This window comes from Paraburkholderia aromaticivorans (genome assembly GCF_012689525.1).
Lineage (GTDB): Bacteria > Pseudomonadota > Gammaproteobacteria > Burkholderiales > Burkholderiaceae > Paraburkholderia > Paraburkholderia aromaticivorans_A.
Genome location: NZ_CP051515.1, coordinates 2,955,123 through 2,977,638, shown reverse-complemented (window position 1 = coordinate 2,977,638; position 22,516 = coordinate 2,955,123). Strand labels below are relative to the sequence as shown.

Annotated in this window: 15 protein-coding genes; 12 read left to right on the top strand and 3 right to left on the bottom strand. The window is 62.5% G+C overall.

Features of this window, described 5'->3' with window-relative positions:
• Positions 1–55: 55 nt before the first annotated feature.
• Positions 56–946 (top strand): transcriptional regulator GcvA, encoded by an 891-nt coding sequence (gene gcvA / locus HF916_RS25155; RefSeq protein WP_206001853.1) that lies wholly within the window; start codon positions 56–58, stop codon positions 944–946.
• Positions 947–1,085: 139 nt separating this feature from the next.
• On the opposite strand, the gene HF916_RS25150 is transcribed toward gcvA, so the two are convergent.
• The 3 genes from HF916_RS25150 to HF916_RS25140 form a co-directional block, all read right to left on the bottom strand.
• Complete coding sequence (locus HF916_RS25150; protein ID WP_168791475.1) at positions 1,086–4,022, bottom strand: ATP-binding protein; 2,937 nt, start codon at positions 4,020–4,022, stop codon at positions 1,086–1,088.
• Positions 4,023–4,298: 276 nt separating this feature from the next.
• Complete coding sequence (locus HF916_RS25145) at positions 4,299–5,216, bottom strand: helix-turn-helix transcriptional regulator (protein ID WP_168791474.1); 918 nt, start codon at positions 5,214–5,216, stop codon at positions 4,299–4,301.
• A 548-nt stretch (positions 5,217–5,764) separates the two neighbouring features.
• Positions 5,765–6,586, bottom strand: coding sequence for an alpha/beta fold hydrolase (locus HF916_RS25140; protein WP_206001950.1), 822 nt, complete (start codon positions 6,584–6,586; stop codon positions 5,765–5,767).
• A 549-nt stretch (positions 6,587–7,135) separates the two neighbouring features.
• On the opposite strand from HF916_RS25140, the gene HF916_RS25135 reads away from it, so the two are divergent.
• The 11 genes from HF916_RS25135 (at position 7,136) to HF916_RS25085 (ending at position 22,373) form a co-directional block, all read left to right on the top strand.
• Positions 7,136–7,771, top strand: coding sequence for a hydrolase (locus tag HF916_RS25135; RefSeq protein WP_168791472.1), 636 nt, complete (start codon positions 7,136–7,138; stop codon positions 7,769–7,771).
• A 238-nt stretch (positions 7,772–8,009) separates the two neighbouring features.
• Positions 8,010–9,878, top strand: coding sequence for an amidohydrolase (locus HF916_RS25130; RefSeq protein WP_168791471.1), 1,869 nt, complete (start codon positions 8,010–8,012; stop codon positions 9,876–9,878).
• A 39-nt stretch (positions 9,879–9,917) separates the two neighbouring features.
• Complete coding sequence (locus tag HF916_RS25125) at positions 9,918–11,390, top strand: mechanosensitive ion channel family protein (protein WP_168791470.1); 1,473 nt, start codon at positions 9,918–9,920, stop codon at positions 11,388–11,390.
• Between the two features lie 141 nt (positions 11,391–11,531).
• Entirely contained in the window at positions 11,532–12,173 is a 642-nt protein-coding gene (locus HF916_RS25120; protein WP_168791469.1) for a phosphohydrolase, read from the top strand.
• Between the two features lie 39 nt (positions 12,174–12,212).
• Positions 12,213–12,464, top strand: a complete 252-nt coding sequence (locus tag HF916_RS25115) for a DUF1427 family protein (protein WP_168791468.1) — start codon at positions 12,213–12,215, stop codon at positions 12,462–12,464.
• A 48-nt stretch (positions 12,465–12,512) separates the two neighbouring features.
• Entirely contained in the window at positions 12,513–13,463 is a 951-nt protein-coding gene (locus HF916_RS25110) for a VOC family protein (protein ID WP_168791467.1), read from the top strand.
• Positions 13,453–14,994, top strand: coding sequence for an alginate export family protein (locus HF916_RS25105; RefSeq protein ID WP_168791466.1), 1,542 nt, complete (start codon positions 13,453–13,455; stop codon positions 14,992–14,994). Before HF916_RS25110 ends, HF916_RS25105 begins: the two co-directional genes overlap by 11 nt.
• Before the next feature lie 52 nt (positions 14,995–15,046).
• Complete coding sequence (locus HF916_RS25100) at positions 15,047–16,777, top strand: FAD-dependent oxidoreductase (protein WP_168791465.1); 1,731 nt, start codon at positions 15,047–15,049, stop codon at positions 16,775–16,777.
• A 77-nt stretch (positions 16,778–16,854) separates the two neighbouring features.
• Entirely contained in the window at positions 16,855–17,844 is a 990-nt protein-coding gene (locus HF916_RS25095) for an MBL fold metallo-hydrolase (protein WP_206001949.1), read from the top strand.
• A gap of 48 nt (positions 17,845–17,892) precedes the next feature.
• Positions 17,893–18,408 carry a DUF3331 domain-containing protein gene (locus HF916_RS25090; RefSeq protein WP_168791464.1) on the top strand — a complete coding sequence of 172 codons (516 nt, stop codon included), beginning with the start codon at positions 17,893–17,895 and terminating at the stop codon, positions 18,406–18,408.
• A gap of 191 nt (positions 18,409–18,599) precedes the next feature.
• The gene (locus HF916_RS25085; RefSeq protein ID WP_168791463.1) at positions 18,600–22,373 is read left to right on the top strand and encodes an ArsR family transcriptional regulator; all 3,774 of its coding nucleotides are present in this window, start codon (positions 18,600–18,602) and stop codon (positions 22,371–22,373) included.
• The last annotated feature ends 143 nt before the right edge of the window (positions 22,374–22,516 follow it).

Here is a 22,516-nt window from a genome sequence, read left to right as displayed (position 1 = left end):
CGCTCAAACGAATTAAGATGGCCGATAGATGAATTGAATTCACGTGGATGCTGCCATGCACAATCGCGTCACTCTCAAGTCGGTACAAGCCTTCGAGGCGGCGGCCCGGCTTTCGTCGTTTGCGCTCGCAGCAGAAGAACTGTTCGTGACGCCCTCGGCGGTCAGCCATCAAATCAAGCTGCTCGAAGAGCAATTGAGCATTCGTCTGTTCCATCGGCTGCATCGAACGGTGCTGCTGACGGACTCAGGAAGGCAATACGCAGAGGAAATCAGCTCGGCATTTGCGCGCATCGACGCGGCCACGCGCGAGATCGGCCGCGTGGCTAAAAGCGACATCCTCACGATTCACTGCACGCCGAGTTTCGCGACCCAATGGCTGATGCCGCGCATCGCGCGCTTCAGCGCGGCGCATACCGATATCGACGTGCGGTTGAATGCATCATCGGAAGCGGCGGACCTGATTTCGGAAGCGGTCGATATCGACATCCGCTATGGTCCGCGCAAGCTGCAACCGGCCGGCACGCTGGTGCTGGCGTTGCCGCCGGAGACGATCGTGCCGCTATGCGCGCCGGCGCTGATGAGCGGCGACTATCCGCTGCGCAGCGTCGCGGACCTGGAGCACCATCCGTTGATTCATAGCGAGGGCTGTCTGGTCGGCTGGCGGGACTGGATGCGTTTGCATCGCAAGACGCGGATCGATATTGGACGCGGGCCGCGTTTCGACCGCTCGTTCATGGCGTTGAGCGCCGCGGTCGATGGGTTGGGTGTGTGTCTGGAGAGCCTGCTGCTCGCGCAACGCGAACTGGAAACCGGGCGGCTCGTCGCGCCGTTCGGCGTGGACGGACTCAATGTGCAGGGCTACACGCTGAATCTGTTGAAGTCGCGTGCGGACTTGCCGAAACTGCACAGCTTTCAGGATTGGCTGTTTGCTGAATTGGAGCGGTGAGGTGCGCGCAGGCTGGCTTCGAGCGGCGAGGCCTGTCTGCGCCTGTTCAAGCAGAGCCGACGTGAAGGCGCGACGCGTTATGCGCTAAGGCGTGATCAACTGCACGTCACCGCCACGTGATTCGACAAGACGTAGCCGCTCAGCCAACGCGTTCGATGGAATCGCTAAACCGATGCGCTTCCCGCTGCGGCATTTCAAACACCGCTCGTCGCACTGCTTTGCCATGACGTGAGCGCAGCGTTCTGATCTTCGTGAACAGCGACCGCACATCGGCGGCGCTGGATGACGTGTCGAAATACCGTGCGATCTGTTCCAGCACTTCGATCGCTTCGTTAGACCGGCCTTCGTCGCGCAGCAGCGCCGCCATGGCCAGCGACGCGCGCAGTTCCCACATTCTCGCACCCTGCGCGCGGGACAATTCGAGCGCCGTTGCGAAACAGGTGGCCGCATGAGCGAGCGTACCGCCGAAGGCTTCGCCGGCACCGGCTTGCACGCCGGCTTCAGCGTGCGCGGCGATTCCCAGCACACGCCAGATTTCCGGAACAAACATCAGCTCACCGTTATGTTGGCAAAACTCCAGCGCGTCGTTCAGACGGCTGGCGGCTTCGCGAGTTAGTCCCACGCTCACGAGCGCCTCGGCATGGACGACGACAAACAACGTGACGAGGCGCCGGAAGCCGCGCGCAATCAACGCATCGAGCGATGCGGCCAAGGTCGGCAGCGCGCGCGCCGCGTGTCCGTCGAGAATGTCGCGGTAAGCGCTCAGGCAGCCGCAGTACTCCACCCACACATCGAAGCGATGCAGCGCGGCCTGCGAGCGCATGATCTCCAGATACGCCGCGGCGCGGCTCAGATCGCCCGACAGCAGCGCGAGCGGCGCGGCCACGGTGCCGAGCATGTGCGTGAGCGACGGCTCCATCGTTTCGGGGCGCACCAGGCTCACGAGCGTATCGACAAGGGTCATGGCCTCGCAGGGCTTGCCCTGAAGCCAGGCGATACGCGCGAGCGTCCCGTTGCAATAGACGAGCGGATCGACGGCGAACGTGCTGTCCCGCTGCGACTCTCCCTCGAGTTGTGCAAAGCGTTCGCGCGCGCTCAGTAATCTCCGTTTGGCCTCCCCGTGCTGCCCGAGACAATGCTGCGAAATGGCCACCGCCTGGTCCCCAAGAACGGCTTGCCAGGCATTGCTCTCGTCTTCGGCGAGGCGCTGGAATTGCCGCGCGAACTTCATCGATTCGTGGATGTTGCTGCTGGAGAGCATCATGTTCCACAGGCCCCACAGCGCGCGCGCCTGAAACCCTTCGTCGCCGCTCGCGATCGCCAGCGCGAAGACATCGCGCCAGAGTTCGGCCGACCGCGCAACGCACCCGCGAACGGAAGGCAAGGCCGTCGCCAACGCTGCGCGCACCCGCATCTCGCACGCGGCGTCCACCGCGGTGGCCGGAAGCTGGTCGAGCACGCCGACCGCCAGTTCGGCGCGCGCGCAAGCCTCCGCGATCATGCCGCCATCGAGTAGCGCACCGGTGAGGTTGGAGGCGAGATCGACGCCGAGGCGCAGATCGCCTTCGGCGGAGAAGGCCCAGTCGAATGCGCTGCGCGCGTCGTCGAACGTGTGGTGGAGAACCGTGGCGCGATCGGCGTCGCGGCGCACGGTCGGCGCCGGGCGCGTCTGGAAGCAGGTGGATAGATAGCGCGCATGGCGCGAAGCGAACGCCGAGCGCTCGCCCTCGGCCTGCAGTTTTTCCAGCGCATAGGCCCGCGTCGATTCGGGCAGCCGGTACTTGGCGACCGGCCCGTCGAACTCGACGTTGGCGAGTGACTTGGCCAGCAGTTCGCTGATCCCGCTGATCGCGTTCGCGATCGTCAAAGTGGAATCGCACACGACCGCGCACATGGCCTCGAACGTGAACACGCCGCCGAACACCGCGATCCGTCTGAAGAGCGACTGCGCGCCTTCGTCGAGCAGCGCGAAGCTCCAGTCGAAGGTGGCGCGCAAGGTCTGATGGCGCGGCAGCGCGGTGCGATAGCCGCCCGCAAGAATCGCCATGCGATCGTCCAGCCGCCGATGCACGCCTTCCACGCCGAGCGCCGCGACGCGCGCCGCGGCCAGTTCGATCGCGAGCGGAATGCCGTCCAGCCGGCGGCATATCTCGCCGACGAGCCGCAACTCGGGGCTCTCGACTCCCACTTTGCGCTGCAACGAGTTGGCACGCAGCAGAAACAGATTGACGGCCGACTGCTGCAGGATCTCCGCATCGGTGCAATGCAAGTGCGGCACGTTCAGGGGGTCCACGCGAAATACGGCTTCGGGCATGATGCGCAGCGGCTCACGGCTCGTCACGAGCACACGCAGCAAATCGCTTTCCGCGATCAATGCTTCCACGATCTCGGCCACGAAACCGATCACATGCTCGGCATTGTCGAGCACCAGCAGTCTGTGCCTGTGCGCGAGCGCCGCGGCGACCTGCGTGACGGCGGGCGTCGCGCCTTCCGTCAGCAGTCCGCAGCCTTCCGCGATGGCGCCGAGCACGCCGTCGTGTGTGCTCAGCGTGGCCAACTCGACGAAGCAGACCGGCTCGGCAAAATCCTCTTCGGCGTGACGCGCGGCTTCGATCGCGAGACTGGTTTTGCCGATGCCGCCCGCGCCCACCAGCGTTAGCACGTGCGCGTCCTGCAGCATCGCGCGGATCTGTTCGACTGCCGCGTCGCGGCCCACGAGGCGGGTTTTGGGTGAGGGCAAAGGACGCCCGGCGCAAACCCGGTTGGCGGGTTGCGCAGGGGCTGACTTTTGCCGATGGACAAGCTGATAGCCGCGGCCAGGCACGGTGAGAATCAGATGCCGGTCCGCGCCGAGAATTTTGCGCAACGCCGAGAGATGCACCTGGATGTTGTTCTCTTCCACCACGGTGTTCGGCCAGACCGCATTCATCAATTCGTCTTTCGTGACGAGACGGCCGGCGGCGGACACGATCACGGCAAGAATGTCGAAGGCACGGGAGCCGAGATGCAGCGCTTCGCCGTCCCGCCGCAAGGTGCGCATTTCCAGATCGATTTGAAAGCGGCCTAATTCAATCATGTCGTTTTCAAGTTCCGGGACAGTGAGCGTGATAGGGAGGGTGCCGCTCGATCGCTGCGTAACGCCTTGCATGTCCTTGCTGCGTCGACGCGCTCGAACGGCCCTCGTCGATGGGCTCGAAAGTACCTTGGCAAATCGCGCGCGTCTTGTCGGTTAGTGCGATGCTTTGTAGGAAAGTCTAACGGCGCGCGCAAAGACCGCTCGCCGGTTGCATCACCGGCATCGGCCAAGAGGCAGGCGGCGCGTTCAGCGCCGTTTGTTCAACGGTACGGCCGCTTAGCCGGCGGCCTGTCTGCGCCATGTGCCGGGCGGCGTGCCGACCAGTTGCGAGAAGGTCCGCGTGAAATGACTCTGGTCGGAGAAGCCGCATGCAATGGCGATTTCGGAAAGGGAATAGTCCGAATTTTTCAGGAGATCGCGGGCCCGGTGGATGCGCCGCTCAAGCAGCCATTGATGCGGCGTGCGATGCGTGGTTTCACGAAAGGCGCGAATAAAGTAGCTGCGCGAGAGGTTGCATGCGTTGGCGATCTCTTCGATCGACACGTTGCCTTGCGACTTGGCGAGCAACATGTCTTTGGCGCGCGCTTCCTGCAAACTCGAAAGGCGCCGGGTCTTGCTGAAGGATGAACACGCCGTGTCGCCGTATTGATCGAGCAAGTGCGTGCCGATGGTGACGCCCAACTGCTCGACAAAGAGCGGGCTTGCCTCGCTCTGCCGATCCAGCGTGAGCGAGAGGATTTGCGCAAAATGGCCGAGCGTTGGATCGTTGCGACCGGCTAGCGTGGCGAGGCACGGGACATTCGAACCGTTGCGTTCGTAACAGGCATTGGCGATGAACGCGCGTGAGAGTTCGATCAGTACGAAATCAAAGCCGCGTTGCAGATCGGCTTTGTAGTCGTCCGCGAAGTCGCGAATATAGACGCTGCCCTGGTCGAAGTCGTGGGTCGTCCAGCGGTGCGCTGAGTAAATGCGCCGCCGGTGTCCTGGCTTCAGCGACACGCCGATCAGGAAGCCGCGATCCGAACCGTGCATGGCGACCGCGCTTGGCTTGTCGTCGACTGTGCCCTTGCGATAGAACTTGAATTCGCCGGTGTCGAGTTCGAGATCCCGGCCAAGATGGTTCGACAGGCAGCCCAGCGAGTCCTTGGATCGTGCGGCCGGGGCGGTGGTGGCGGTCAGTGTGGCGTTCAACATAATGGGTCACCTCGATCGTCGCGCAGCGGTCGCACTGCTTTCAGCAATTTACCTGAAAATTAAAAAATGTAAGCAAGCGTCATTATGGCTTAATCGACCGAGAATGTGAAAGTGCTGAGTTAAATGCCTGCTGCTTTAATCATGGGCAGAAAGAAACATTTGAATCGGCAGGCTGGCGACCGCCCGTGCGCCTGCACGCAGCGGACTTGTGGGCCTTGGGCGGTCAGGCTTGGCGGCGCGCCGCCGGCCATTGGCGACAATCGATTCTATTTTTGTCGATCTTGTCGAAATGGTTTATTTTTGCGCCGACATATTGGCGTAACACATATCAATGTGGTGTGGAAATTCTGAAGCTGGCATTCGGCAGGGAGTGGAAGCGCAGAGCTAAAACGCTGGCGGCCCATATTGGATGGACTGATTCGAGCCGGCAAAGACAACGCGGCGTGGCGCCCCGCGAAGTGAATCCGCCAGGCTACCGCGCCGCGCGTCTACAACGAATCCAACGGGCGCCGCGTGGATTCATCCACATGCCGGCGCGCTGGCCGTCATCAGCTTTGCAGGAACGCGAGCAGATCCGCGTTGACCTTGTCCGCTTCCGTCGTGCACATGCCGTGCGGTGCGCCCGGATAGACCTTCAGCGTGGCGTTCTTCACCAGCTTCGCCGACAGGCGTGCCGAGTCGTCGATCGGCACGATCTGGTCGTCGTCGCCGTGCAGGATCAGCGTGGGCACGTCGATCTTCTTCAGGTCCTCGGTGTAGTCCACTTCGGAGAATTGCTTGACGCATTCATACTGGCCCTGGATCGAGCCGAGCATGCCTTCGTGCCAGAACTCGTCGATCGTGCCTTGCGAGACCTTCGCATTCGGCCGGTTGAAGCCGTAGAACGGCACGGCAAGGTCCTTGTAGAACTGCGAACGGTTCGACGCCACGCTCGCGCGAATGCCGTCGAACACCGACATCGGCAGGCCGTTCGGATTGCCTTCGGTCTTGAGCATGAGCGGCGGCACGGCGCCGATCAACACCGCCTTCGCCACCCGCGCGGTGCCGTGGCGGCCGATGTAATGAGCCACTTCGCCGCCGCCCGTCGAATGGCCGACGAGCGTCGCGCCCTTCAGGTCGAGTGCATTGATGACCGCGGCCAGGTCGTCGGCATAGGTGTCCATGTCGTTGCCGTGCGACGGCTGATCCGAGCGGCCGTGGCCACGGCGGTCGTGGGCGATGACGCGATAGCCCTTCTGCACCAGAAACAGCATTTGCGCGTCCCACGCGTCGGCGTCGAGCGGCCAGCCGTGCGAGAAGACGACGGGCTTGCCGGTGCCCCAGTCTTTAAAGAAGATTCGCGTGCCGTCTTTCGTGGTTACCGTGTTCATCCTGTGACGCTCTCCATGCTGTGAGTGGGGTGCATTGCCTGCGTGTGCGCTGCCGCCGCCGGCCGCCGCGGCGGCCACCGCGACGCCCGGCGCGGCCATCGCGGCGATTGCCGCGCCGGCTGCACCGGCGCCCGCGGCGAGTAGCTGGCGGCGATTCGCCGACGGAATTCCAGATGGGCTAGCCAAAGTTTCTCTCCAGTCTTGTGATGTTGAAGGACGTCCCGTCATGACGATGCATGACGTGACATCGCAGTTTTAATCGTACGGTGCGAGGCACTGTAGAGAACTTCAGATTACTTAATTGTTCTGAATGCGATTGCTTCCGTGCGCCGATCCGCCGGCGCAGGCTGCCGCTGCCCGGCGACACATCGCACAAGCGCTTGCCGGGGCGCCGCCAACTCTGCGCCGTCATCATTTTTAAGAAGGATTAAGGACTTCCACAAGGACTCCGCGAAGCGCCGTCGATAGACTCGTTTCAGTTTTCCTCGCTGTTCGAGCGAGCACGGCACGTCTCTCAGACTGCTTTGTCCATTCAATACGGAGCCCGTAATGCCTAAAGAACTCTTGACCCCCGATTCATGTGCGGTTGCCCTGATCGACTACCAGCCGCAGATGTTCTTTGGAACGACGTCGCATGAGCGCACCACTATCCTGCACAACGTCCAGGCGATCGCGAAGGCCTCGAAGCTCTTCAAAGTCCCGACGATCCTGACCACGGTGGCCGCCAAGTCGTTCAGCGGCGACATGGTGCCGGAAGTGCAATCGGTGTTTCCGGAGTACACGCCGATCGACCGCACGTCGATGAACTCTTGGGAAGACGTGAATTTCCGCAAGGCTATCGAGGCGACCGGCCGCAAGAAAATCGTGCTCGCCGGCCTGTGGACGGAAGTGTGCGTGTCGTTCCCGACCATCCAGATGATCGCCGAAGGCTACGAAATCTACGTGCCGACCGACGCGTGCGGCGACATCACCACGGAAGCGCATGAACGCGCGGTGCAACGCATCATCCAGGCCGGCGCGGTGCCGATGACCTCGTTCCAGTACATGTTCGAACTGCAACGCGACTGGGCACGCGGCGAAACGTACGAAGGCTGCATGGACATCCTGAAGACGCACAGCGCCTATGGCATCGGCGTGCGTTACGCCAAGTCGATTCTCGGCGAGCACGCGAGCGAAGCGGGCTGATTCAGCGCGATCGGCATGGCATGACGCCGGCCAAACCGTATGGATGGATGCCGCGCCGTTCGGCGACCGTGGGCCGGCATTTCCGCCAGGCTTACGCCGGCCGCGGCACCTGTTCGAACGCTCGATAGAAGGCGCGCACCGACAGTGCGCCTCCAGGCTTCCCTGTTTCCCGATTTCCGGGCTCGCCCGGAAATAGCTCCGTGCGTGCAAACCGGAGCGCTCTCCCATGAGGATCGCCATGACTTCCACACCTTCCGCGCCGACGCCGGCCGAGGTCGTCTTCTTCAACGGCAAGATCGCCACGCAGGACGACAAGCGCTCCTTCGCCGATGCGCTCGCCGTGGCGAACGGCCGCATCGTCGCCGCGGGCTCGCGCGATGCCGTGATGCGGCACGCCAACGACGCCACGCGCCACGTCGATCTGAAAGGCCGCACGGTCATTCCAGGGCTGAACGACTCGCACCTGCACATCATTCGCGGCGGCCTGAACTTCAATATGGAGTTGCGCTGGGACGGCGTGCCGTCGCTGGCGGATGCGCTCGACATGTTGCGCAAGCAGGTGGCCCGCACGCCGGCGCCCCAATGGGTGCGCGTGGTGGGCGGCTGGAACGAATTCCAGTTTGCCGAGCGCCGTGGACCGACGCTCGAAGAAATCAATGCGATTGCGCCGGATACGCCGGTGTTCATCCTGCATCTGTACGACAGCGCGCTGCTGAATGCAGCGGCCTTGCGCGCGGTCGGCTATACGAAAGACACGCCCAATCCTCCCGGCGGCGAGATCCAGCGCGACAAGCGCGGCAATCCGACCGGCATGCTGATCGCGCGGCCGAACGCCGGGCTGCTGTACGCGACGCTCGCGAAAGGTCCGAAGCTCGCGCTGGAAGACCAGCGCAATTCCACGCGCCACTTCATGCGCGAACTGAACCGTCTCGGCGTAACGAGCGCGATCGACGCGGGCGGCGGCTATCAGGCCTACCCGGACGACTACGCGGTCATCATGGACATGGCGAAGCACAGCGAACTGACCGTGCGTATCGCCTACAACCTGTTCACGCAGAACGCCAAGAAGGAAATCGAGGACTTCGCCAAGTGGGTGAAGATGACCAAGCCTGGCGAGGGTGACGATTTCCTGCGCGTGAACGGCGCCGGCGAAATGTTGGTGTTTTCCGCCGCGGACTTCGAAGACTTCCTCGAACCGCGTCCGGATCTGCCCGACTCGCTCGAAGACGAACTCGAAGCCGTCGTCAAACTGCTGGTGGCGAACCGCTGGCCGTTCCGTCTGCATGCGACGTATAACGAATCGATCGAACGCTTCCTGAACGTGTTCGAACGCGTGAACGCCGAAATTCCGTTCAACGGACTGCGTTGGTTCTTCGATCACTGCGAGACCATCACGCAGAAAAATATCGAGCGCGTGCGCGCGCTCGGCGGCGGCATTGCGATCCAGCACCGCATGGCGTATCAGGGCGAGTACTTCATCCATCAATACGGCGAAGAGGCGGTGAAGCGCACGCCGCCGATCCGCCACATGCTCGACGCCGGCCTACCGGTCGGCGCGGGCACGGACGCGACGCGCGTCGCGAGTTTCAACCCGTTCGTCTCGCTGTACTGGATGGTGTCGGGCAAGACGGTGGGCGGCACGTCGATGTATTCGAGCGAGAACAAGCTCGACCGGATGGAGGCGTTGCGCCGCTATACGGTGGGCAGCGCATGGTTCTCGAACGAAGAAGACCGCAAGGGTGCGCTGGTGCCCGGTCAGTTCGCGGACTTCGCGGTGCTCAGCGAAGACTACTTCACGGTCGACGAAAACCGCATCAAGTTCCTGACCTCGGCCATGACGGTGGTGGGCGGCAAGGTCGTCTATGCGGACGACGAGTTCGCGCCGCTCGCGCCGCCCGATTTGCCGGTCAGCCCGTCGTGGTCGCCGGTGGCGGAGTTCGGCGGCTACAGCCGTTACAAACCGACCGCGGTGGCGTGCGTGGACGGCTGCGTCAATCTGTGCGGCGTGCATGCCCACGCGCACGGCTGGGCGTGGCGCAAGAACGTGCCGGTCAGCGATTCGAACGGCTTCTGGGGCGCGCTGGGATGTAGCTGTTTCGCGTTCTGACCTTCACCGCTTTGTGCCACGAGGCCAGCGAGAACCTTTATGCCGACCCTGAATGATGGTGTGCTGTATGGGCTAGGCATCCTGGTTCTCGATTTCCTCGCCTGGCGCTTCATGACCCGTAAAACGGACAAGGGACGTCTTGCACTGCGCGCGCTGATGTTCGGCTTGTCGAGTTATGTGCTGTTCAGTTACGGCATGAATCCGCTGCGCGCGGCGCCGTGGCCGGACGAGCCGGTGCGCCATCTGCTCGCGCAATTGCTGGAGGTGGTGTGGTGGCTGCAAGGCGCGCGGCTCGTCACGATCGTGCTGGATCGCACCGTGGTGCCGGAGACATGGCACAAGGAGCGCCTGTTTCAGGACGTACTCGGCGCGCTGGTGTTTCTCGCGGCCGCGGTCGGCGCGATTGCCTTCGTGCTGGAACTGCCGGTGCGCGGCCTGCTTGCGACCTCGGGCGCGCTCGCGATCGTGCTCGGTCTCGCGATTCAGAGCACGCTCAACGACGTGTTTTCGGGCGTGGTGCTCAACGCGACGGAGCCTTTTTCGATCGGCGACTGGGTGACGATCGGCGAGGTCGAAGGCAAGGTGGTGGAAACCAACTGGCGCGCGACCAGCTTGCTCAACGGGCAGGGCAACCTCGTCGTGATTCCCAACAGCGTGGCGGCGCGCACCAATATCGTCAACGCCAACCAGCCTTCGCATACGCACGGTATCAGCGTGCTGCTGCCAGTCAAGCCGTCGGTGCGGCCCGCCACGGTGTTGCAGGCCCTCGTCAATGCGGCCGCCAGTTCGGAGAACGTGCTCGCGGACCCGAAGCCGGTCGTCAGTGTGCGGCGGGCGACCAATGACGCGATCGAGTACGAGATCGTTTGCTTTGTCGATTCGTTGAGCAAGAAGAACGAAGTGCGCAACGAGCTATTCGATCTCGCGCACCGGCATCTGCTATCGCGCGGCGTGGTGCTGCACCCATTGTCCGTGCCCGAACCCGTGAACGACGAGGCCACGGATGAAAAGCAGCGCCTGCTGCGCAGCGTGCTCATCTTCCAGACGCTCGACGACAGCGGGATCGCGGAGTTGGCCGCGAAACTGACGCGCCATGAGTTCGACATCGGCGAAACCATCTACAGCGCGGCCGACGAAAGCGGCCACGCGTTGCACATTCTGGCGAGCGGCGTGGCGAAGGTCACCGTGCCGAAGGATAGCGGCGAGGTCGAACTGCGCCGGCTCGCGCCGGGTGACTCCATCGGCCAGTCGGGCATCCTGGCCGGCATCAAAACCGGCGTGATCGTCCATGCGATGACGCACGTCACCGTGTTCCAGCTCGACAAGGCCGCGTTGACGCCGATTCTCGCGCGGCGTCCCGAAGTGGGACGCGAAATGTGCCGGCTGCTGTCCGAACACCATGAAACGGCGAAGTTGCTGCTGGCGTCGCCGGACGACGCCGACCCAAGCTCCGGCGGTCTGCTGCAATGGATTCGCGACGGCGTTCGGCGCATCCATGAACTCACGTTTTGAGCGGAGTGCGAGCCGTGCCTCATCGATTAAGTCTTTTTAAGGATTCGCCAAAGTCTTTATGAGGTTAATTCGCTACGCTGCACTGAACGGTCGGTCGGCGATGCGTGCCCGCAAGCGGATGTCGGATAGGGAGGAGATGACATGAAGAAGACCATTGCGGGAGTCGACATTCCCGACAGTCCGTTGGCGCGGGCGGCAACCGATCAGATCCGGGCCACGGAGTCCAGCTTGATGTTTCATCACGCGCTTAGGGCGTTTCTGTTCGGCGCGCTGACCGGTATGAGCGACAAGCTGATGTTCGACGCGGAGTTGCTGTACGTGAGCGCGCTGTTTCACAACGTCGGTTTGAATGTGCAACATCAGCGTTCCCCGTATCGCTACGAGGTGGACAGCGCGAACGGGGCGCGCGACTTCATGCTGCAGTACGGCGCCGCCGCCGGCGCGATCGACGAGGTCTGGGCGGCGATCGCCTTGCACACCACGCCGGGCATTCCTGAGCATTTTTCGCCGCTCGTCGCGCTGCTGAGCGCGGGCGTGCAGATGGATATTCGTGGCGCCCGTTACGACGAATTCACCGCGCAGCAGCGCGACGAGATCGTGCAGGCCTGTCCGCGTGAAGCCGGCTTCAAGAAGAAGATCATCGAAGCCTACGCGCGCGGCATGGAGCATCGTCCCGAGACAACGTTCGGCACTGTGAATGCCGACGTGCTGGACCGGTGGGACCCGAACTATCGCCGGCTGAATTTCTGCGGGCTGGTGCTGGGTTCGGACTGGGCGAATTGACGCGGTTCGCCGCGAGTGAGCATCGAAAAGGACATCAGAATGGGCTACATCATTTCATTGGGAGTCGGCATCGGCATCGGACTTCTCTACTGGCTGCTCAAGGTGCAGTCGCCGGCGCCGCCGCTGATCGCGCTCGCCGGCCTGCTCGGGATTGTGCTGGGCGAGCACGCGATACCGGTCGTCAAGGCGCAGTTTTTCGCGCAGGCGACCACGGTTCAGGTCGCCGAACCGCAGCAGGGCAGCTCGGCGCAAAAGCCGGCCACGCCCGGCGCGACAAAAGAGGGCGGCTGATCCTGCAGGCCGTCCATTCAGATATTGCTAACACGATTGGGTAATCACATGTTCACATCGCTTCAACGCTTTCGTCCCATTGCGGCTTTCTGCGCAGCCTTGCTGATCGGCCTCGCGCCGGTCTCGTCCGCGTTCGCCGATAACGGCCCGCCGGAAGTCCCGAGCGGCAAGACCGCGCTCGCGGCGCGCATGCCCGACGTCTCGGTCGGCGCGCAGTACGACACGACCCACGTGTACGTCGCCTCGGCGGATCTCGACGCGTTCGTCACCAGCTTTCTCGCTACGTTCGGCGGCAAGGCATCGCCGCGCGCGGTGTTCACGGTGACGCCGACGCCGAGCAAGACCGCGTCGCAGTATGTGCAGACGCCGGTCGGCATGCTGTCGGTGTTCGGCTTCGAAACGCCGATTCCCTATCCGTTCGGCAACGAGCGGACCGGCTATCTGGTCACCAACATCGACCGGGCGGTGAAGGCGGCGCGCGCGGCGGGCGCCGACGTGCTGGTCGATAGCTTCGACGATCCAATCGGCAAGGACGCGATCATTCAATGGCCGGGCGGCCTGACGATGCAGCTCTATTGGCATACCAAGGCGCCGAACTACGCGCCGTTGCACAGCGTGCCGGATAACCGCGTGTATGTGTCGCGTTATGAAGCCAACAACTTCGTGCGCCGCTGGCTGCATTTTTCGCATGGCAAGGTGGTGTCGGATAACCCGCGTGCGGATGCCGGCGTGATCGGCCGTCCTGGCGAGACGATTCGCGAAATCCGCATCAACTCGGGCTTCGGCCGCATGGTGGTGTTCGTCACGGACGGCAAACTGCCGTTCCCGTTCGGACGCGAAACGACCGGCTATGCCGTCGACGATCTGGCGCAGACGCTCGAGCGCGCGCAAGCGGCCGGCGCGAAGGTGGTGTCGCAGCCGTACAGCAGCGAAGCGGGCAAGAGCGCGGTGCTTGAATTCCCGGGCGGGTATATCGCCGAAGTGCACGATGGCCAGTAAAGCAGGCCTCATGCAGACCTTGCAGGCGTTGCGGACGCCGCGGCCGCGCAGGCGGTTGCGGCGGCGCTCGGCGCTGCGCGCGGCGCGTGCGCTGTTGATCAGCACGGGGCTGGCGGCCGCGCTGCCGGCGTCGGCGGCGGATACCGCGCTCGGCGGTGCAGACGATACCAGCACGACCGGTACGCCCAGCACGGCGGCAACGGCGGCAAGCACTTCATGCGCGCGGCCGGCTGTCATGTTCAATCGCTGGCAGGAAAACTGGTCGGCGCTCGCCAATCCGTGCGTGCCGAAGAAGCCCTTCGACTCGCTGAAATACATTCCGCTGTTCGGCAATCCCGATGCGTATATTTCGCTCGGCATGGTGCTGCGCGAGCGGCTCGAAATGAACGACGCGCCGCTCTTCGGCCTCGGTTCGGGCCGCGACGACACGTACGTGCTGCAACGGCTCGAAGTTCACGCGGATGTGCGCCTCGGCCCGCACGTGCAGATCTTCACGCAGTTCGAGGACGCGCGGCCTTTCGGCAAGGACAGCGTCACGCCGGTCGACAAGAATCCGCTCGACTTGCGCCAGGCGTTCGTTGCCATCACCGAGCCGCTCGGACCCGGCACCTTCAAGTTCCGTGTCGGCCGGCAGGAGATGGCGTTCGACTTGCAGCGGTTCATTTCCGTGCGTGACGGCCCGAACGTGCGCCAGGCCTTCGACGCCATCTGGGCCGACTATGAAACTGGCCCGTGGCGCTGGATCGCTTATGCGACGCAGCCGGTGCAGTACCGCGACAACTCGGATTTCGACGACGTCTCCAATCGCGACCTGACGTTCAGCGGCGTGCGGGTCGAGCGCAAGGCAGTCGGTCCGGGCGATCTGTCCGCCTATTACTCCCACTACAACCGCAGCAACGCGCGCTTTCTCGACGCTACTGGCGACGAGCATCGCGACGTATTCGACGCGCGTTACGCGGGGTCGGTCAACCACATCGACTGGGACGCGGAGGCGATGTATCAGTCGGGCCATGTCGGCAGCAAGACGATCGGTGCGTGGGCGGTGGGCACGCTCGCCGGCTACACGCTGGCTTCGCTGCCGTGGACGCCGCGTCTCGGTCTGCAGATCGATGCGGCCTCGGGCGACACGCATCCCGGAGACGGCCGCATCGGCACCTTCAATCCGCTCTTTCCGAACGGCTACTACTTCGCGCTCGCCGGCTATACGGGCTACTCGAACGTGATTCACGTCAAGCCGTCGCTCATCGTCAAACCAAACGGCAAGCTGTCGCTGCTCGCGGGCGTGGGGCTGCAATGGCGCGAGACCACCGCCGACGCCGTGTATCAGCAAGGCTCAGCGGTCGTGCCGGGGACGGCCGGACACGGCAGTCGCTGGACCGGTTTCTACACGCAGCTGCGCGCCGACTATGCGGTCACCGCGAATCTCGCCGCCGCGCTCGAAGCCGTGCATTTTCAGGTCGGACCGTCGCTGCGCGACCTGGGTGCGCGCAATTCCGACTACGTAGGCGCCGAACTCAAGTTCGGCTGGTAACGCCGTATCGGCACCACGTCATCAGCGAGGCGTGTCAGAAGAGGTTATTTTTATGAGCACGCCTGATCTACAGGTCGAAGCGGCGACGCCGTCCGAACTCGAGTTTCCGTATTCGTCGCTGGAATACCGGCAGCATCAGATGTTCCCGCGGCTTTCGCCCGCGGAGATTCAAAGCCTTCGACGCTTTGCCACGCCCATGTCGTTCAAGGCCGGCGAACTGATCTTCGAAACCGGCAAGGTTGCGCTCGGTCTGTTCGTGCTGTTGCGCGGCCGCGTGCGCATTTATTCGCGCGACAGCTTCGGGCGCTCGACGCTCGTCACGGAACATGAAGACGGTCACTTCATGGCGGAAATGGCGCAACTCTCCGGCAAGCCCGCGTTGATCGATGGCGTGGCGCTGACCGACGCCGAGACGCTCGTAATCGAGCCGGACCGTTTGCGGGCGCTGATCGTCGCCGATGCGCAACTCGGCGAACACATCATGCGCGCGCTGATTCTGCGGCGGCTCGGGCTCATTGAGCAGGGGCTGGGGCCGATCATCGTCGGCAATGGCGACGACGCGCGGCTCATCAGGCTGCAGGGCTTTCTGCGCCGCAACGCCTATCCCGCGATGGTGATCGACGCGCGTACCGATCCCGAAGCCATCACGCTGCTGAGCGGCATGACCACCGGCCCCGGCGATTTTCCGCTGGTGTTCTGTCCGAACGGAAACGTGCTGCGCGCACCGGACGAGGTACAACTCGCGTCGTGCCTCGGACTCGTGCCGACCTTCGAGCAATCGCATGTGTACGACGTCGCAATCGTCGGCGCGGGACCGGCGGGACTCGCGGCATCCGTGTATGCCGCGACGGAAGGACTGTCGGTGGCCGTGCTCGATCAAAGAGCGCCCGGCGGCCAGGCGGGGGCGAGTTCGCGCATCGAAAACTATCTCGGCTTTCCCACCGGCATTTCGGGGCAGGCACTTGCCGCGCGCGCGTTCCAGCAGGCGCTGAAGTTCGGCGCGCATCTGGCGATTCCCGGCAAGGTCACCGAGGTGTGCCGCAACGAAGGCATGTTCCTGCTCACGCTGCTCGATGGCCAGCGCATCAACGCACGCACGGTCGTGGTGGCGAGCGGCGCCGCGTACCGCAAGCCGGCGGTGCCCGGCTTCGAGCGCTTTGAAGGACGCGGCACGTACTACTGGGCGTCGACGATCGAAGCGAAGCTGGTGAAAGGCCAGGACATAGTGCTGATGGGCGGCGGCAATTCAGCCGGCCAGGCGGTCGTGTTCCTCGCCAACTTCGCGCGCAGCATTCGCGTGCTGATTCGCGGCAAGGACCTCAACGCGAGCATGTCGAAGTATCTGATCGACCGGATCGGCTCCTTGCCCAACGTCACGCTTTGCACCGGTTGCACACTGCGCGCGCTGGACGGCGACGAAGCCGGACTCACGCATCTGCATGTGCGGCACGAAGACGACGGCGAGGACGAAGTGGTGGCGTCGCGCCATCTGTTCCTCTTTATCGGCGCGGACCCGAAGACGGATTGGCTGGACGTGAGCGGCGTGGAATTGGATAACCGCGGCTTTGTCGTCACCGGTTTCGCGCGCAGCGAGCATGGGTTCTCGGAAGCCAGTGCGCGATATCCACTGGAAACCAGCGTGCCGGGCATGTTCGCGGTGGGCGACGTGCGCTCGGAATCCGCTAAACGCGTGGCCGCCGCCGTGGGCGACGGCGCAGCGGTCGTCGCGCAGATTCATGCGTATCTGAGCCAGCCCGCGACGGTGACTACTCAGGAGGATTAATAAAAATTAGCGAGTCTGCCGGGCAGGTGGCCGCTATGCTTTTCAGCATCCTCACGAAGAACACCAGGGATCCGATCATGAAGTGGATACGGCGCAAATGGGCGATGCATGCAGGCATGGGGTGCATGTTCGTATTGAGCCTGGTGGCGAGTATGGCGAGCGCTTCCGCGTTCGCCGCCGCGCCTCAGGTGAAGACGCAGGGGCCGGGTTTTTACCGGATCATGCTCGGCGGCTTTGAAGTGACCGCGTTGCTCGACGGCACGCATCCGTTTCCAATCGACACGGTCGTGAAGGACGTGTCGAAAGCCGAAATCGCGCGCGATCTCCAACGCGATTTTCTGCAGGCGCCGGTGCAAGGTTCCATCAACGCGTTTCTGATCAACACCGGTTCGAAGCTGATCCTGATCGATTCCGGCGCGGGCGTGCTGTACGGCGACTGCTGCGGCAAGCTGCTCGACAACTTGCGCGCGGCCGGCTATCAGCCCGAGCAGATCGACGAAGTGCTGCTGACACATCTGCATGAGGACCATGTCGGCGGCATCGTGTTGAACGGTCAGATGGCGTTTCCGAACGCGGTCGTACGCGTGAGCCAGCTTGAAGCCGACTACTGGCTGAACCCGGCCAACAAGTCGAAAGCACCGGCTTTTCTCAGCACCTTCTTCGACGCCGCAAGCGCCTCTGTCGCGCCGTATGTCGCGGCCGGACGCTTCAAGCCGTTCAGCGGCGACGTCGAACTCGACGCGGGCATTCGCGCGGTCGCATTGCCCGGCCATACGCCGGGCCACACCGGCTATCTGGTGGAGAGCGAATCGCAGGATCTGCTGGTGTGGGGCGACATCTTCCACGTCGCGGCGATCCAGTTGCGGAACCCGGCGGCTTCGGTCGAATACGACACCAGCGCCGCCGATGCGCAGCGCTCGCGCCGCCTGGCGTTCGAACTCGCAGCCAACAAACGTTATCTGATCGGCGCCGCGCACGTTGCCTTTCCGGGCCTGGGGCACATCAGAAAAAACGGCCACACGTATGACTGGGTGCCGGTCAATTACGAGGCCGCACCCGGCAGATGACATCTGTGCTCGTTAAAGACTACCCGCAAACACTTCGGGAGCAGCATCATGCAGATCGAAACCCCCTTGAAGCAACGCACGGAGACGGCTCAGCACGGGACGCGCGTTCGTCGTGAAGCGTATTGCGAGGTCAGCGACAACACATCGGCGATGCCGGACGACGGCCGCGCGCCAGTGTGGAGTCACGTGATCAACCGGCTGTTGGCGGGCTATTGCAATGAAACCGAAGGAGAAGCCTACCTGAAGGCGCCGGCGAAACGCGTCGCCGCCGCGGATGCGCCGTCGCGCCATATCCAGATCGAAGTACTCGAGCGTCTGTCGGACACGTCGATTGCCGTGCTCTGGCAGGACGCGACCCGTTGCCAATATGTCGACCAGGTGTGGATCTGCTGCCGCGCCCGCATCAAGGGACGCTGTGCATTGAGCGGCGCGACGATTCGCCGTGACGATGCGATCTACAAGCCGAGAATACGCAGCGCGATCCCGGCCAATGCGGACGCCATGATTCTGGCTTCCGTCATTGCGTGCATGGCTTCCACTGTCATGTCAGGCGACGCGCGCTAGATCACCTGGGCGGAGGCAATCGACAAGATCGATTGGTACGCGATGCGCTGGAAGATAGAAACGTTTCAAAGAGAAAAGGAGGCCTATAACCAGGTATTGCACGGAAGCCGACTCACCATGCTGCAATTGTCGGGCAGCAATCGTGATTGCCATCGTTCGCTGCGCTATCTATCAATAGGGAGTGCAGGAATATGAAGACTTCAAACAGCGACTCGACGACTCCGGTTCGCCAGGACTCTTATTCGTTGGACGAAGACGCCAGCCAGGCCCAACGGGTCGACGAAGGTTCGCCCAGTGAGGCCGGCGTCTCGCCCGCGCCCTCGCGGGACGCGCCGCAAACGGGTAAGGCAGGTAACGCTGCGATCGAACCCACACCAGGAGGCCAAAGAAGCGCGGCCGCAGCTTCCCCGCGTGGTCCGTCAGGCGGGACGGTTTCGGCTCGTGCTACGACGTCCCGCAGTTCGGGCAAAGCCATCCCAACGGCGGTAGCGTTGTCGGGCCGCGCGACGGGAGACGCGCCTTCGACGAAACCGTCGGCGGACGGCGCGAATATCGAGACTTCTGGCACTCTGCCTGGCGCCACCCTTGAAGAATTCACCGAGCTCAATAACGAGTTCGATACGGCTGACGGTTACAGTCATGCGAACTCCGAGAGGAACGTTGCTATTGAAAAACGCATGGAAGTATTGCTTGAACAGGAAATGACGGGCTATCCGCCTGATGTGGTCCAGTTCGAACAACGTCACCTTGTTCTGCGACGCCTGCTGGTAGATATGCCTCGTAGCCAACGCGAATTCTACGGCAGTGCGCTGGCCACGTTGAGCACGGCCTACGCGCTTGAAGCTGACCCGACCAGGCGCGTGGCGATACTTGAGAAAGCTCTTGACCTGGACGGTGCCGTCCGTAACGCATACCCCAAGGTCATAAACGATCCTGTGGACCGGGCGCTTGGCATTTTCAATCCCCCCATGGGCGAAGCCTATCTGGACAAGGAGCAGCGGGAAGACGTCGATCGCCTCGAACGGCTGCGCGAGGATTTCTTTGACGCAGCCGATCCAGCCGAACGAAAAGCCATTTTCGGTGAGGCTGCGGAACTGAAGGAAAAATTGCAGCGGAGAATCGATCTGGCAACGCGCGCGCATCTGGTCTTGCAACGCACTGAGTGGGGCGAAGCCAATGCGGAAGTCGACCGCATTCTGCGGGAAGCAGAAGCACAGACTGATCCGGCAAAGCGCTACGAGCTGATCGGGCGCCAGCTCTTTCAGATCAATCCGGGGCAGGACAGATTGAAAGATAAAGTCGTGCTGGCCTTCACGCAACGCATGCGCGATTCACAGGAATTACGGACCACTCTTAATAAGTGGCATACCGAAGTAACCGCCCCACTGAATGCGCACTCGGTGGGAGGCCCCAAAAGGTATACCGACATACTCAAGAGCCCGCCTCCCGTGAACGCCGATTACGTACGCGATCTTAGCGACCAGTACACAGATATCCTGAGCGACGCCAGTCACAGGAACTACTCCATCACGCCCAAGGCACGTGCAGAAAAGTTGGCTGGGCAAATACTGGAAGGCGTGATGCGCGTCCTGCTTGAGATAACGCCATTAGGGATTCTGGGTGATCTTATACCTTCGACCCTGCCGGACAATGTGCGGATGGGGCTCGAGTTTGGCGGGATGCTACTTGACGCGCTCACCGGCGTGGGCCTCGGCAAACAGGTCGGCCGGGGGGCCAAAGCCATTGCCGCGGCGGCGAGACAGGCCGAGGATCTGGCTGGAACAGGCGTCCGCGCTGGAGCCAAAGGTCTCGCTGACGATGCGGCTGACCGCATTGTCAAGGGGACGCTGGCAGACCAGACTTTGAGTCCGCAAGCGAAGGCAGCCGCCGAGGCGCTCGAGAAGAAGGCTCTCGCGGAGGCCGGCCCACCAGTTGATCCCACCAGCGAACTCGCACATGAGGCGGTCGGGATCAGCCCATATCAATCGCTCAGTAACTACGCCGACCCCGATGTTGTTCCTGGTAATTTACGCCGGGGGAGCCAACCGGGAATTCTCGAGGATTCCGCCGGCAACAGGTATATCGAACTCGGAGGCAAGGCCTATCACGTCCGCTTCGACCCGGACAACGTCACCTGGCGCGTTTTTTATAAAGGGGCCTCGTGGAAACCGCAGTATGCGGTCAGGCTGAACGAAACAACCCACGCGTGGGAAGTGCATGGGGACGTGGGATTGCTGGGAGGCGGGAAAAGAATAAGCGATTCGGTCAAACAGGAAATCGTCAGGCTGCTCAATGAGCGGGAGATGTCACAAGCACGAATCGCCAGCGAAACGCGGGTGGCCGAAGCTACGGTCAATCTCATTGCCAAAAAGCTCAATATAGGCCAGAGTGCTCGCCACATCCCTCCGGCGACCATTGAAAGGGCGATCGAGCTGTTGAAAGAAGGCGAGTTGACGCACAGTGCCATAGCAAGAAAGCTGAAAATATCGCGGCAGGTAGTCGACAGGCTTGCAAAAGCCAACAATATTGCTCCGAAGGCAGTTGGAAACCAAAGGATTGCTCCGGAAACTCGGCGGCAAGTAAAAAAGCTCATAGCAGAGACCGACCTGTCGAACAGCAAAATAGCACGAAAAGTTGGAATATCGCGGTTTTCGGTAGCCAACATCAGGGGAGAAATGCGATCGCCCCCCGACGCCTTCTTGCGTGCTCGACGGATCACGCCGACCCTCCGGGAGGAGATTGTCAAACAACTCAAGGAGGGCGCAACCCGAAGAGAAGTCGCCCAGACCATCGGTACTTCACGGTCAACCGTGAGGACAATCGCGCGGGACGCAGAGGTACCCGCGGGAGGGACAAGGCAGCGCGTCACGCCAGAGCAGATCGATCAGGTCTTCGCCCTGAGGGATCAGAGAAAATCCGTTCGGGAAGTCGCCACGACGGTTGGTTTGTCAGAGCGCACGGTCAGAGACATCTACGCCAATGTCAACGCCAATACCTACAAAAGGTCGTGGTGGGACACGACGCCAGAAAAGCGAACCGCAGTGCTTCGGCAACTGGATCAGGGCAGGGCTGCGAAAGACATTGCCGTGGAACGGGGTCTGCCGCTGGAAACCGTCCGGGGAATCGCAAACCAGCAGCGGATGGCGAGAGATTCGCTGGCCCGCGAACTGTTGAGCCAGGGACAGTCCGCCGAGGAGGTCGCTGAGAAGCTGGGCATCTCTCCCGAGTACGTCAGGCGCCTGCGCCAGGGTGTGCCCGAAGGTACACACGATATCCACGACATCCGTCTGAACTCCGAGGACGGGGCTGTGGCAGAGGATATGTTCAAGCAAGGCTATACCAGAGAAGACGTTGCCGAGAAGTTAGGCATCCCTCTGTGGAACGCCGATCGTCTCGCAAATGAATACCGCACGAAAACCATGGACTCGGTCATGCCGAAACAACTGGCGGATATGGTGGCGGCGCTCAATGATCGGGACTATTGCTTCACGACTGGCGATCTGGCCAGGGCCTCCGGCTTGCCGGAAACTACGGTGCTGGTCATTGAGCACGAATACGGGATGGGCTCCATTATCCAGCGCCCTGGTTCTCCCCAACCGGGGCCTTCCCATGCTCCAGGGCGCTTTGGTGGCTCGTACGAATGGGTTCGACCGCTCACGGTGGATCAGGAGGTGCAGGCGATACGCGCGCTAGATGACGGGCAGGATTTAAGACAGGTCGCGGAGGAGCTCCACGTGGATCCGCCAGCGATCGAGAGGCTGTATGAAGAAGACGTCCCTTTGGTGGCACCTGCGGACGACCCGGTCGCCGCGCCTCCCGCAGGAACGCCTGCACCAGCAGCCAGACCTTTAACTGAAGCAGACAAAGCCGAAATTCGAAATATTGCAAGAAACGGCTACTCGCCCGAGTTCATCGCCGGTTTTGTTGGAAGGACACTGGAAGAAGTCAACAAGGTCCTGCTGTGACACCGAGGCGCGCCGGCTGAACGGAAAGTGTCGACGCGCGCCGAAAAAATCGCTCATCGTTAGTCGAGCCCTTTGGCAGGTCAAGTTGTTTCGGACAGCAAGTCAGTTAACGGGCCATTGCAATGAAACGGAAGGCGAAACCT